The sequence below is a fragment of the Brucella pituitosa genome (assembly GCF_965577835.1).
Lineage (GTDB): Bacteria > Pseudomonadota > Alphaproteobacteria > Rhizobiales > Rhizobiaceae > Brucella > Brucella pituitosa.
The window spans coordinates 110,001-122,608 of sequence record NZ_OZ264093.1 but is presented as its reverse complement, the minus strand read 5'-3'; the positions used below and the strand labels follow the sequence as shown (position 1 = coordinate 122,608).

Genomic DNA, 12,608 nt, shown 5'->3' with positions numbered 1-12,608 from the left:
AGACTACATGTATCAGCTGCGCTACGAAGACGTCATGAATGATGATATGGCGAGCGCCAAGGAACGGGAGCGGATGCTTTTTGACCGTTCGATCGAGATGCTTGCCGCTGCCAGGGCCAATGGAGCCGGATCGCGCGAAGGCATCGATGCTGCCTACTTCACCACCAAACTCTGGACCACGATCATCGACGATTTAGGGTCGGACGAGAATGTGCTCCCGAAGGAACTCAAGGCGGCCATCATTTCAGTAGGGATCTTCATCCTCAAAGAAATGGAACTCATTCGGCAGGGCGAAAGCAGTGATTACGATACCTTGATCGAAATCACCGAGTCCATCCGGGATGGTCTGTGACATGACGACCAATAGTGGCAAATCGGCAATTCGTCTTTCGCTGCGTGCGGGTGAGAAGATCTACATCAACGGCGCGGTTCTGAAAGCAGACCGGAAAGTATCGCTCGAGCTGTTGAACGACGCGACTTTTCTACTGGAAAACCACGTTCTGCAACCTGATGAGACAACGACGCCGCTGCGCCAACTCTACTTTGCAGCACAGATGATCCTGATCGAGCCAGCTCTAAGAGAACAGGCCCGCAATACCTTTGCGCAGATGCTGAAAGGCATGTTTGCGGCATTCAAGGATGCGGAAATTCTCAATGCGCTCAAATTTGTTGATGAGCTGGTTCACAACGGACGTGTTTTTGAAGCATTGAAGACAATTCGTGCGCAATATCAGCGCGAGGCCGAGCTGATGGGCGAAACAGTCCCGGTCGTGCCTGTCAAACAATCCGAAAAGCCTGCGGAGGCAAGTCTATGACCACCACATCGACAGTCGGTGCGAACAATACGACGAACAACACAGCCAACTCGTCGAGCAGCAATGCTGCTGCCAAGGCCAGTGTAGATTACAATTCCTTTCTGAAGCTTCTGGTTACGCAGATGCAGAACCAGGACCCGACGCAGCCGATGGATGCGACGCAATATGTCTCGCAGCTGGCCACCTTCTCCAATGTGGAGCAGGCAGTGCAGATGAACAGCAAGCTTGAAACGCTGATTGCCAATTCATCTTTGTCGCAAGCTGAAGGCTGGATTGGCCGCACATTGACAAGCGCTGACGGAACAGTCTCCGGTGTCGTCAAATCCGTGACCATTCAGTCGTCGGGCATGCTCGCCGAACTGGAAGACGGCAAGACGATGCTGATCGGCCAAGGCGTCAAGATCAGCTAAGGAAAACGGTTTTGAACGAAGCTGATGCGCTCGATATCGTCAATTCGGCGGTTTGGACCGTGCTTATGGCCAGCGGCCCAGCTGTCCTTGCAGCAATGCTTGCGGGCATCGGTATTGCGCTGTTTCAGGCTTTGACACAGATTCAGGAAATGACGCTGACTTTCGTGCCGAAAATCATCGTCATTTTTGTTGTTCTGGCCTTTACCGCGCCGTTTGTCGGAGCGCAGATCAACTCCTTTACGCTGTTGGCCTATTCGCGCATCGAAAAAGGATTTTAGAACCTATTCCAGAAGAGGCTGCTGTTTTTCCGACGTAGCCCTCGCGCAAGCTTCGCCGTTTATGTTCCGTCCGACAATAGGAGACGGACGTGCAGCAGGCAGCGGCTAAGCCATTAACAAAGCGTGGAATTCTGACAGGCAGCGACTTGGGTCTTGCTGCTGGCATTGTCATTATTCTGACCGTGCTTTTCCTGCCTGTGCCCGCAGTTGTGCTGGATATCGGTCTGGCCTTTTCAATTGCCTTCTCCGTTCTTATCCTGATGGTTTCGCTGTGGATTCAGCGCCCGCTCGATTTCTCGGCTTTCCCAACCGTGTTGCTGATCGCAACGATGATGCGTCTGTCTCTCAATATTGCGACGACGCGTGTGATCCTCACACATGGCAATGAAGGCTATCTGGCAGCGGGCCATGTGATCCACGGCTTCTCGCAATTCGTGATGGGTGGCGATTTCGTCATCGGCCTTGTCGTTTTCTCGATCCTCATCATCGTCAATTTCCTTGTCATCACCAAGGGTGCGACGCGTATCGCAGAAGTGGGTGCACGCTTCACGCTCGACGCTATTCCCGGCAAGCAGATGGCAATCGATGCCGACCTCTCCTCTGGTCTGATCGATGAGAAACAGGCACAGCATCGTCGTCGTGAACTGGAAGAGGAAAGCTCGTTCTTCGGTTCGATGGATGGTGCATCGAAATTCGTGCGCGGTGATGCGATTGCCGGTCTGATCATCACGGCAGTCAATATTTTCGGTGGCATCATCATTGGCGTAACCCGCCATGGCATGGATATTTCCGAAGCAGCCGACGTTTTCACCAAGCTTTCTGTAGGTGACGGTCTGGTTACACAGATCCCGGCGCTGATCGTCTCTCTTGCAGCCGGCCTTCTTGTTTCCAAGGGCGGCACACGCGGCTCGGCCGATCAGGCGATTTTCGGACAGCTCGGCGCTTATCCAAAAGCCCTTCTGATTGCATCATTCCTGCTGTTTGTTCTGGGTGTTATGCCCGGATTGCCAGCATTTCCGTTCTTCCTGTTGGGTGGCGCCATGGCGTTTGTGGGTATCGCAGTGCCGCGCCGTCAGGCCCGCCAACGCGAGGCTGAAGCAGCAGAAGAACAGTCCAAGCAGCGAGATGTGGAAGAGCAGGAGCGCAATTCCGTCAAGGCTTCGCTGGAAACCACTCAGATCGAGCTTTGCCTTGGCAAGCAACTCTCGGCGCGTCTCATCGCATCGCAGCAGGAGCTGGCACATCGCGTGGCGAAGATGCGCAAGAAGTTCGCCCAGGAATACGGTTTCGTCATCCCCGAGATCAAGGTAACTGACGATATTTCGTTGCCGCCAAAGAGCTATCGTATCAAAATTCACGGTACTGCGGTTGCAAGCCATGAACTTCGGGTCGGTGAAATTCTCGTCGTATTGGGCGAACGCCCGATTCCGTCTATTCCCGGTGAAGAAGTTCGCGAGCCAGCCTTTGGCATGCGTGCCTATTCGGTGCCGGAAACATTTGCGTCAGACCTGCGTCGCGATGGCTACATGACTGTCGATAATCTGTCGGTTTTGCTGACACATTTGAGCGAGATTGTGCGCAACAATCTGGCACAGCTCTTGTCCTATAAAGACATGCGGATTCTGCTTGATCGTCTCGGGCCGGAGTATCGCAAGCTTCTTGAGGATATCTGCCCGGCAAATATCTCCTATTCAGGGCTTCAGGCTGTTTTAAAGCTGCTGCTCGCGGAACGTGTTTCAATCCGCAACCTGCATTTGATTCTTGAATCAATTGCCGAGATCGCACCTTTGGTCCGCCGCCCTGAAATGATTGTCGAACACGTTCGCATGCGTATGGCGCAGCAGATATGCGGTGATCTATCAGATAATGGCGTGCTCAATGTGTTGCGTCTTGGCAACCGCTGGGATCTGGTCTTCCATCAGAGCCTCAAGCGAGACAACAAGGGCGAAATCGTCGAGTTCGATATCGACCCGCGTCAGCTAGAGCAGTTTGGTACCGAAGCCACGGCCGCCATACGCAAGCATTTCGATAGCGGCGAACGTTTTGTGCTGGTGTCATCTCCCGAAGCGCGCCCATATATCCGCATGATTATCGAGCGCCTGTTCGCGACTTTGCCTGTTCTGTCGCATGTCGAGATCGCACGTGGTGTCGAAGTGAAATCGCTCGGCGCGATTTCCTGACGGGGAGGGGACCCGTTGCCCATTACGCAACTGCCGATCAACGAACTCGTCTTCGCAGCCATGCTGGCATTCTGCCGTGTTGGCGCGTGTTTGATGCTGATGCCGGGCATTTCGAGCGGGCGGATACCGTTGCAGGTGCGGTTGTTCATTGCGCTCGCCTGTTCATTCGCTGTGCTGCCATTGGTGATTGAAACCATCACACCCAGCCTTGATGGCACACATCCGCTGGCGATGTTTCGCCTCATGCTGAGCGAGATGTTTATTGGTGCGGTGATTGGAATTCTGGCACATATTTATTTCTGGGCCCTGCAATTCATGGCCAATATGATGGCGATGGCAGTGGGCTATTCCGGTACGCCAGCGGATGCGATTACTGAACCGGAGCCGCAGGCAACGCTCGCAACCATTGTTACTTTCAGTGCGCTGTTTCTGTTTTTCGTCACAGACATGCATCTGGAGATTTTGCGGGCGCTGCTGAGTTCCTACACAGCTATACCCGTTGAAGGTCATTTCAGACCCGATGCAGCGATGATCGATATCAGCGATGCCCTTTCGGGTGCATTTTTGGCAACCTTGCGTATTGCAGCGCCGTTTATTGTCTTCGCGATTCTGGTCAATTTCGCCATTGGACTGATCAACAAGCTGACGCCGACGATTCCTATCTATTTTGTGTCGATGCCATTTGTGCTGGGCGGCGGATTGCTAGTCGTCTATTTCATTTTACCGGAACTGCTGCGTTTCTTTATCGGCGAAACATCAACGCAGATGCGCAATCTGTTCTGAGGAATTCATGGCTCAAACCAATGCCCGTAATCTTAAAAAGCTGATTGCATTGCAGAAGTTGGGTGCTGCCCGGCTCGAAGCATCTCTTGCCGTAACGAACAATCGCAAGACAGCACTTGATGAAGAGCGGGAAGCGCTTATCGCCATGCAGGATCGGCGATACGACGGCAGTTCATTCACAGTCGATCCCGCACTGCTTATCAAACGGCTTGGAGGCAATGCGTCAGAAAGCGAGCGCATTGAACAGCAGCTCGAATCACAGCGTAGCGGTCTCCTGAAAGAACAACGTCGGGTAGAACTTCTTGAAGATCGGCTGGAAACGGTACGAAACGATACCGAAAGACGAGAACTCGCAAGCCTCATTGGAGAGTTTATCAGCCGGAAGACATCTACGGCGTGATCGATGATATCGCGGGTACTGAGAGTTAATTTCATATTATAACAAGTACTTACAAGAAATCTGGTGAACTTATCCAGGCGACGTTGACCCTGTGTCTGTCATAAAACTGACGCTGATTCGTACCGCAAGCTTCAGTCAAGTTTGGCAAACTATGGTGCAATCAAGAGATGAAGAAGGACGAGTTGTATGGCGATCAATCCGCCGTCAGACCTGGTGATGGACGTGGCGCGGGCGGCCGATCCGCAAGCCTATCGCCTGGCGGCGGAACGTCTGAAGTCGATATCGGCTAACACAGGTCCGATGGGGGCTGGTGCCGATACAGGTTTGCCGCGGAATTTTGTGAGCTTTTCTGAAAGTCTGGGTTCAGGGGTTAGGGTCAATCCCGAAAGCCAGAACGCAACCAACCCGGCCTATCGAAAGTTTGAAGCTTTCATGCTGCAGTCTTTCGTCCAGTCGATGTTTACCAGCGATACAACGGCCACTTTTGGCAAGGGCATCGCAGGTGAGTACTGGAAATCGATGATGGCTGAGGCCATGGCCAATAAAATGGCAGATACGGGCGGTGTAGGCATCGCCCGTATGCTCGAAGCGCAAGCAGCAATGAAGCAGCGAGCGGAGAATTCGGCAACGTTGGCTTTGGGAGACGTCGTTAACGATCTGGGACAGGGAATGAGCAAGGACGCCGTGTCGAAGGATATCATTCACGGATTTGAACGCCAACTCATTCAGAAGCAACTGGAAAACAATGAAAGTGGAGAACGCGCTTAGGGCTGATCCGCCTTTACCGAAACCGCTCTAGCGAGTGAACGAGAGCGCGACCCGCTGATACATATAATTGAGGAAACCTGAACATGACCGACACAAGCTCCGAAATCAGCCTGCTGCCGCAAGCGCCGGGAGTAGCACTGGATGTCAATCCAGCAGAGGAACTGGAGCAGCAGCCTGTACTTAAGCCGGTTGTGCGGGCTATTCAGCGTCTTGAAGACGTCATCGATACGGAAACTCGCCTCTTGCTTGAAGGCGGTCATCCAGATCTCGCTGACATCAACTCGCGCAAGAGCCGCGGCCTTTATGACTTCAACAAGGCAATCAAAAAGGCTGCAAGCCTTGCCGAGCCTGCCACGATGAAGGGATTGCAGCCATTGCTTGATAGTCTCAAGCAGAAGCTGGAGAAGAATTGCGAAGCGTTGCAACTGCACCTGCGTGCGGTTGGTGAACTGGCTGATCTTATCCGTGGCGCGCTGGAAACGCAGGATGCAGACGGCACCTACAGCATGCAGAGCGCGAGGCTCGGTCACGCCCGATGATCCGCATATTCGCAATCGGCCTTTGGATATGTGCAGTGGCCCTCGGATCGCTGTTCTTTGCTGTGCGCCAGAACGATGGGCCTTCAGGCGAGGTGCAAACGAATGGAGGCGCGTTTGGCGGGCTCGATTACGTCAAGACCGACGTGATGAGTGTGCCGATCATCTCCAATGGCAGCGTTGCAGGCTATGTCGTGGCGCAGCTGGTCTATACGGTCGATTCGAACATTCGCAAAAAGCTCACTGTGCCGCTTGAATATTTCATCAGTGATGAGATTTTCCGTAAGTTTTACGGCAGCTATTCGGACACCAAAGAAGTCGAGAAAGTGAACTTCGAGGCTGTGCGGGCGTCGGTCATCACCGATTTGAATGCGCGCTTCCCAGAACCAGTGATCAAGGATCTGCTGGTCGAACAATTCAATTACATTTCGGCAGCAGAGATTCGCGCCATGAATATGCGCGGCGGTGCTTCGTCGGAAATTGCTGGCAAGCAAGCGGCAGCCGCTTCATCTCACAGCGAATAGTATTTTCCCGCCAGCTGGCTCAAACGTTCTTCGTCAAGCGTGGGTATGGTGGGGTCCGTGATGAGCTGGACGCCGATCTCACGTTTCTCTCGCCAGACGATCTGGGCCAGAAGTGCACGCGCATAGAAGTCGTCAAACAGCCAGAAGCGTTCGGGGAGGCTCGGAACGTCAGTGATCCTTAGTCTTGCGCCATGCGGAGCAATGTCGCAGAACTGGCACTCAATGATAAAGCGCCCATCAAGGTCGATAATCTTACCTGATCGCAGCCGTGTGCGCTGTCGCTCTTCCCTACGTCGCTCGTGAGATGGCTTGTTGCGCACCATAAAATTTTGCCTGCTATATTTTCCCCTTGAAGGCGAAATATAGCAGGCATCACTTTAGTAAGCGTTACCTAAGTTCAATGTTCGCCGCATTTTTCACAGCGACCACGCAATTCCAGTGTTGTTTTGCGTGATTTGAAGCCACTTTGGACGCTCCACGCGCTGACGAGATTTTCGATGGCTGGATCGGAAAATTCCGTCACCTGTCCGCATTGTTCGCAAATGGCAAAAGCAATAAGGCCGTGCTGGTGGCATTGCGGGTGCGCGCAGGCAACAAAGGCATTCAGGCTTTCGAGGCGGTGCACCATCCCATAATCAAGCAGCTTTTCCAAAGCGCGATAAACCTGCAACGGAGCGCGAAAGCCATCGTCGCGGAGTTGGTCGAGAATCGTATAGGCGCTCAGTGGCCCATCCGCCTTGGACAGCACATCGAAAACCAGTGTCTGATTGCGGGTCAGATCATGCGATGGGTGACTATGCGCGTGATGATGGTCGTGGTGATTGCTCATTGTCCAGCGGTCCGTTTCGGTGAAGCCTCTCTCCTATTTAATGGCAGGAGGCTTAAAATGAAAATAGCCAGTGCGGCAACGACGATTGATGGGCCCGATGGCGTGTCGAATTCAACAGAACCGTAAAGCCCGCCGATAACGCCAACTGCCCCGATGATGGAAGCCATGATAGCCATTTGCTCAGGCGTTGAAGCAAACCGGCGGGCTGTCGCGGCAGGAATAATCAGAAGCGACGTTATCAACAAAATACCGACAATCTTCATTGAAATGGCGATAACAATTGCCAGCAGCAGCATGAAGATGATGCGCGACAAAGCGGGGTTCAAGCCTTCAGCCCGCGCAATATCTTCGCTGACGGTTGCTGCAAGCAGTGGGCGCCACAACCATGCAAGCACGGCGAGCACCAGAATTCCGCCGCCATAGATAAAAGCGATGTCGAGACGCGAAACTGCGAGCAGATCGCCAAACAGGAATGACAGCAGATCGACACGCACCCATGTCATAAAGGCGACGATGACCAGTCCCAGCGATAGTGTTGCGTGTGAAAGAATGCCCAACAACGAATCTGCTGAAAGCGAATGTCTTTTTTGCAGCAGCAGAAGAATTGCAGAAATGGCGACGGCTACGGCAAAAACACCAATCATCAGATTGATATCGAGTATCAGCGCTAAGGCTACACCCAGCAATGCCGAATGGGCCATCGTGTCACCAAAATAGGCCATTCGCCTCCACACGATGAAGCAACCAAGCGGGCCGGTGGTCAGTGCCAGGCCTATCCCGGCAATCAAAGCGCGGGTGAAAAAATCGTCAAGCATGGGGTTTGCCTTCCTCATGATGATGATGTTCACCGTCATGGTGATGACCATCTTCGGCATGGCAGTGATCTGTCACCGTGCCATCGGCGTGCAAGACGCGGCCATCAGGCAGATGTGTGTGATCGTGATGATGCTCATAAACGGCGAGAGGCCCGACTGCGCGGCTCCCGAAGAGGCGCAAATATTCCGGACTGGCAGTCACATCGCGCGGCGTTCCGCTGCAGCAGACATGACCATTGAGGCAGATGACGCGGTCGGTTGCCGCCATGACAAGATGCAGATCGTGGGAGATCAGCAGTACACCGCAGCCCGTGTCATCACGCAATTTGGCAATCAGCCCGTAAAGGGCTGCTTCGCCGGAAAAATCGACGCCCTGCACCGGCTCATCAAGCACCATGATATCAGGCTTGCGTGCGAGTGCACGGGCCATCAGCGCGCGCTGAAACTCGCCACCCGACAGATTGGTAATCTCTGCTTTGAGAAGATGCGTGATTCCAACGGCATCCAGTGCACGCACAATATCCGCTTTGGGTAGGGGGCCGGTCAGTGTCATCAAGCGCTCAACAGAAAGCGGCATAGTCCGGTCAATATTGATCTTCTGCGGCACATATCCGATCCGCAGACCTTTTATATGATGGACCTCGCCTTCATCGGGCTTGAGAATGTGCAGCGCCATTTTGGCTGTGGTGCTTTTACCCGCACCGTTGGGGCCGATAAGTGTGACGATCTCACCGCGGTGGATCGTCAGGTCAACATTGCGCACAAGCCATCGCCCGTCGCGATAAACGCCGGCACCTTTCAGGTCGATCAATGGTTCCCGCTTTGAATGTACGGGGAGGGCGGTTTTACGGGCCATATAAAATGAGCTTTCGCTGCCTTTATGAGAGCATCAACACTTTGTCTTAAGGGACAAAAGGCGCTCTCGAAATTCTTGTCTCAAGATGTGTGAACGATATGCCGATTCGTGTTCATTTGCGTTGCCCGGTTAAGCACTGTGAACAATTCTCCAAAAAGAGGTTGTGTCTCCTTATCGCAGACGTTATAGCATAACGCAAATGATGTAATAGAATAACATATCACTTGTATATGTTGTTCGCTTTTGCTGACTCTCAAGAGAGAACCCGAGAAAATATCATGAAACACTTCCGATCCCTGCTGTTGGCATCCGCATTTATGGCTGTTTTGGGTGGGGCGGCTTCTGCCGCCGAGCGTAGCGGCGTTGTCGTTTCGATCAAACCACTGCATTCCTTGGTTGCCGCTGTGATGCAGGGTGTCGGTGAGCCAAAACTGATCGTTCAGGGTGCAGGGTCGGAACATTCTTACAGCCTCAAACCATCTGATGCCCAAGCCATCGAGCACGCGAAGGTCATCTTCTGGGCCGGGCCTTCGATGGAGACTTTTCTCGATAAGCCATTCGATACCTTGGGCGAGGGCGCTAAAGTTGTAGCGTTGGGCGAAGCCGATGGATTGACGAAGCTCAAATTCCGCGAAGGGGATCCATTCGAGGCACATGATCATGGCGATGAAGGTCATGAGCACGAAAAGCATGGTGAGGCGGGTCATGACCATAGTGCGGGAGCTGGCTCTCACGATGGCCATGACCACGCAAAGGAAAGTGCTGAAAAGGCAGACGAACACCACCACCATGCCGAATTCGACCTCCACTTCTGGCTCGACCCGCAGAATGGCAAGGTTCTCGTTGGTGATATCGCCAAGGTTCTGAGCGAAAGCGATCCTGAACATGCGGCGCAATACGAAAAGAATGCAGCCGATTATGCCGAAAAGCTGGATGTACTGACCAAAGATATCGACAGCGAACTTCAACCTGTCAAAGACAAGCCGTTTATCGTCTTCCACGATGCATATCAGTATTTTGAGAACCGCTTCGACGTAAAAGCTGCGGGTTCGATTACTGTCAGCCCTGACAAAGCACCGGGTGCAGCCCGCATCAAGGACATCCATGAGAAGATCAAATCGCTCGGCGCTGTATGCGTGTTCTCCGAACCACAGTTTGAACCAAAGCTGGTCAACACTGTGATTGACGGCACCGAGGCCAAAACGGGTGTGCTTGATCCACTCGGTTCAGAATTAAGGGACGGTCCTGATCTCTATCCGCAACTCATTCGTAATCTGGCAGATTCACTGAAGAGCTGTCTGTCAGAGTAGCACTGGTCGCGCCCTTGTTCTGGAACCCCACCCGGAAGTGGCCAGTTCTTAGGGTCGGGCTGTTTGATTTCTCCGATGGTCCGACCCAACGATTCTCAACATACTTTGGAAAAGCTATCCAGCTTTTCTAAGACGTGTTTAAGTTTCTCAATCAGGTGGCTTTGCCGCCTCATTTTAGCCCAGTCAATGTAATGATATAACATTAATTATCCAGCGATACTGCGCTAGCAGCTTTTGTATCAACCGCAGCAAAGGAGATGCCATGAAAAGGCTTCCAGTCACCGTTCTTTCGGGCTTTCTCGGAGCAGGAAAAACCACGCTCCTTAACCACGTGCTCAACAACCGCGAAAATCGGCGTGTCGCGGTGATCGTCAACGATATGAGCGAAATCAATATTGATGCTGCTTTGGTGCGTGAGGGAGGTGCCGATTTATCGCGCACCGAAGAGCAACTCGTTGAAATGACCAATGGCTGCATTTGTTGCACATTGCGCGATGATCTTCTGAAAGAAGTGGCTCAACTCGCCTCGCAGGATCGTTTTGATTATCTCCTGATCGAATCGACCGGCATATCTGAACCTCTACCAGTTGCCGCCACATTTGAATTTCGCGATGAAAAGGGTGAAAGTCTCTCCGACCTTGCCCGTCTAGACACGATGGTTACGGTTGTGGATGCCGCCAATTTGCTCAAAGACTACTCTTCCAGCGACTTCCTGCGCGACCGTGGCGAATCTCTAGGAGATGAGGATGAGCGGACACTGGTTGATCTGCTGGTCGAGCAGATTGAGTTTGCAGATGTTGTCGTGCTCAACAAGGTTTCCACCTCAAGCGCGGAAGAACGTGATCTTGCGCGTAAGGTGATCAAGTCACTCAATCCCGACGCAAAAATAGAGGAAGTCGATTTCGGACAGGTCTCGCTTGATTCGATTCTCGATACACGCCTGTTCGATTTCAATCGCGCCCACGAACATCCGCTTTGGTATAAAGAACTCCACGGTTTCCACGAGCATGTGCCGGAGACAGAGGAGTATGGCGTCCATTCATTTGTGTATCGTGCCCGTCGTCCATTTGATCCAGCACGCTTTCAAAGTTTTTTTGATCGAAGCTGGCCGGGTGTGGTTCGCGCAAAGGGCTTTTTCTGGCTGGCAACGCGTCCTGATTATGTGGGCGAGTTGAGTCAGGCCGGCGCATTGGTCCGCACCAACAAGCGCGGTCGCTGGTGGTCGGCTGTTCCTCGCAGCTATTGGCCGGTCGAACCGGAATGGCATCAGGCGATGCAGCCTTATCTTGATGCTGAGTGGGGAGACCGCAGGCAGGAAATTGTATTTATCGGAGTTAGTCCGATGGATAAGGCTAATATGATTGCTGAACTCGATACCTGTCTGGTGCCTGAGCAGTTCTTTATGCCGCAAAACTGGCAAAAACTGGTTGACCCGTTTCCAAATTGGTCAGCGGCAGCCTAACCCAGATCCTATTCAGCCGACAGCGCGGTAATTTCAGATATCCTGCTGTCGGCAAGGGTGCGATGATCAAGCACATTGGCGATCGCTTCGCGCACGTCCAACATCATGTGCCGCACTTCGCATTCGGTTTCATCGCAATCGTCGCAAGGCTGATAATCGGTTTTGCTGGCGCAGGCGATAGGCGCAAGCGCCCCATCCAGTGCCCGAATGATATTGCCGATATGGATCTCGCTGGCGGGGCGGGCAAGGCAAAATCCACCGCCTTTGCCTTTGCGGCTCAATACAAAGCCTGCGTTTCGCAACTCGATGAAAATATTATCGAGAAACTTCCGCGGGATATGATGCCTTTCGGCAATCTCGCTCGCTGAAGCCAGCTGACCGTCCGATATATTGGCCAGGTGCACCATGGCTTTCAGGCCGTATTTGCCTTTTTTGGTTAGCATGGCATCCCTGCTGCAATGTCCAACGGACGGTCTAATTTCCCTGGTGATCGTATATATAATAAGAATTAGGGAGTTACGGCTGTTCCGGCAAGTTACTTTCACGTCGCACTATGTCGGCGTCGCCTTTTTTAACGCCAGCGCTAGCGCACCTTGCAGGCTGTCACCGAGTGGTTCCCGATAGAACTCCTTATAAGGAAAG

The 12,608-nt window shown here is 52.8% G+C and carries 18 protein-coding genes (1 of these 18 only partly in view); 12 read left to right on the top strand and 6 right to left on the bottom strand.

Annotated elements, in window-relative coordinates; translation table 11 throughout:
• Positions 1 to 7 precede the first annotated feature (7 nt).
• The 10 genes from flaF to ACSME1_RS11855 all read left to right on the top strand — a co-directional run bounded on the left by flaF (position 8) and on the right by ACSME1_RS11855 (position 6,694).
• Positions 8 to 352, top strand: a complete 345-nt coding sequence (flaF, locus tag ACSME1_RS11900) for a flagellar biosynthesis regulator FlaF (protein WP_024895884.1) — start codon at positions 8 to 10, stop codon at positions 350 to 352.
• 1 nt (position 353) lies between these two features.
• Positions 354 to 815, top strand: coding sequence for a flagellar biosynthesis repressor FlbT (flbT, locus tag ACSME1_RS11895; protein WP_435655247.1), 462 nt, complete (start codon positions 354 to 356; stop codon positions 813 to 815).
• On the top strand, positions 812 to 1,225 hold the full coding sequence (flgD, locus tag ACSME1_RS11890; protein ID WP_024895882.1) for a flagellar hook assembly protein FlgD: 414 nt from the start codon (positions 812 to 814) through the stop codon (positions 1,223 to 1,225). The genes flbT and flgD overlap by 4 nt, the downstream gene beginning before the upstream one ends.
• A gap of 11 nt (positions 1,226 to 1,236) precedes the next feature.
• The gene (gene fliQ, locus ACSME1_RS11885) at positions 1,237 to 1,503 is read left to right on the top strand and encodes a flagellar biosynthesis protein FliQ (RefSeq protein WP_024895881.1); all 267 of its coding nucleotides are present in this window, start codon (positions 1,237 to 1,239) and stop codon (positions 1,501 to 1,503) included.
• 89 nt (positions 1,504 to 1,592) lie between these two features.
• Complete coding sequence (flhA, locus tag ACSME1_RS11880) at positions 1,593 to 3,683, top strand: flagellar biosynthesis protein FlhA (protein WP_435655246.1); 2,091 nt, start codon at positions 1,593 to 1,595, stop codon at positions 3,681 to 3,683.
• Positions 3,684 to 3,698: 15 nt separating this feature from the next.
• Complete coding sequence (gene fliR, locus ACSME1_RS11875; RefSeq protein ID WP_111787528.1) at positions 3,699 to 4,466, top strand: flagellar biosynthetic protein FliR; 768 nt, start codon at positions 3,699 to 3,701, stop codon at positions 4,464 to 4,466.
• Between the two features lie 7 nt (positions 4,467 to 4,473).
• Positions 4,474 to 4,866, top strand: coding sequence for a hypothetical protein (locus tag ACSME1_RS11870; RefSeq protein WP_435655245.1), 393 nt, complete (start codon positions 4,474 to 4,476; stop codon positions 4,864 to 4,866).
• 186 nt (positions 4,867 to 5,052) lie between these two features.
• On the top strand, positions 5,053 to 5,634 hold the full coding sequence (locus tag ACSME1_RS11865) for a rod-binding protein (RefSeq protein WP_435655244.1): 582 nt from the start codon (positions 5,053 to 5,055) through the stop codon (positions 5,632 to 5,634).
• 83 nt (positions 5,635 to 5,717) lie between these two features.
• Entirely contained in the window at positions 5,718 to 6,173 is a 456-nt protein-coding gene (locus ACSME1_RS11860) for a flagellar protein FlgN (RefSeq protein WP_105707978.1), read from the top strand.
• A complete protein-coding gene (locus tag ACSME1_RS11855; protein WP_435655243.1) occupies positions 6,170 to 6,694 on the top strand; it encodes a hypothetical protein in 525 nt (174 codons plus the stop codon). The genes ACSME1_RS11860 and ACSME1_RS11855 overlap by 4 nt, the downstream gene beginning before the upstream one ends.
• Here ACSME1_RS11855 and ACSME1_RS11850 read toward each other — a convergent pair.
• From ACSME1_RS11850 to ACSME1_RS11835, 4 genes are all read right to left on the bottom strand, one after another.
• Positions 6,682 to 7,017 carry a PilZ domain-containing protein gene (locus ACSME1_RS11850; RefSeq protein WP_132229596.1) on the bottom strand — a complete coding sequence of 112 codons (336 nt, stop codon included), beginning with the start codon at positions 7,015 to 7,017 and terminating at the stop codon, positions 6,682 to 6,684. The two genes, ACSME1_RS11855 and ACSME1_RS11850, sit on opposite strands and share 13 nt — an antisense overlap.
• Positions 7,018 to 7,091: 74 nt before the next feature.
• Entirely contained in the window at positions 7,092 to 7,523 is a 432-nt protein-coding gene (locus ACSME1_RS11845; protein WP_024895874.1) for a Fur family transcriptional regulator, read from the bottom strand.
• Positions 7,520 to 8,377 (bottom strand): zinc ABC transporter permease subunit ZnuB, encoded by an 858-nt coding sequence (gene znuB / locus ACSME1_RS11840; protein WP_435655444.1) that lies wholly within the window; start codon positions 8,375 to 8,377, stop codon positions 7,520 to 7,522. Before znuB ends, ACSME1_RS11845 begins: the two co-directional genes overlap by 4 nt.
• Positions 8,331 to 9,194 carry an ATP-binding cassette domain-containing protein gene (locus ACSME1_RS11835; RefSeq protein WP_435655242.1) on the bottom strand — a complete coding sequence of 288 codons (864 nt, stop codon included), beginning with the start codon at positions 9,192 to 9,194 and terminating at the stop codon, positions 8,331 to 8,333. The genes znuB and ACSME1_RS11835 overlap by 47 nt, the downstream gene beginning before the upstream one ends.
• A 278-nt stretch (positions 9,195 to 9,472) precedes the next feature.
• Here ACSME1_RS11835 and znuA point away from each other — a divergent pair, with 278 nt between their 5' ends.
• Both znuA and zigA read left to right on the top strand, forming a co-directional pair.
• Positions 9,473 to 10,504 (top strand): zinc ABC transporter substrate-binding protein ZnuA, encoded by a 1,032-nt coding sequence (gene znuA, locus ACSME1_RS11830; protein WP_435655241.1) that lies wholly within the window; start codon positions 9,473 to 9,475, stop codon positions 10,502 to 10,504.
• Between the two features lie 262 nt (positions 10,505 to 10,766).
• Complete coding sequence (zigA, locus tag ACSME1_RS11825; RefSeq protein ID WP_435655240.1) at positions 10,767 to 11,966, top strand: zinc metallochaperone GTPase ZigA; 1,200 nt, start codon at positions 10,767 to 10,769, stop codon at positions 11,964 to 11,966.
• An 8-nt stretch (positions 11,967 to 11,974) separates the two neighbouring features.
• Here zigA and ACSME1_RS11820 read toward each other — a convergent pair whose 3' ends face one another.
• Both ACSME1_RS11820 and ACSME1_RS11815 read right to left on the bottom strand, forming a co-directional pair.
• Positions 11,975 to 12,409 (bottom strand): RrF2 family transcriptional regulator, encoded by a 435-nt coding sequence (locus ACSME1_RS11820; RefSeq protein WP_024895869.1) that lies wholly within the window; start codon positions 12,407 to 12,409, stop codon positions 11,975 to 11,977.
• 108 nt (positions 12,410 to 12,517) lie between these two features.
• Positions 12,518 to 12,608 carry the end of a BadF/BadG/BcrA/BcrD ATPase family protein gene (locus ACSME1_RS11815; RefSeq protein WP_435655239.1) on the bottom strand. The gene runs 791 nt beyond the window's last position, so only the last 91 of its 882 coding nucleotides appear in the window; its start codon lies beyond the right edge, outside the window — the gene reads right to left on this strand; its stop codon occupies positions 12,518 to 12,520.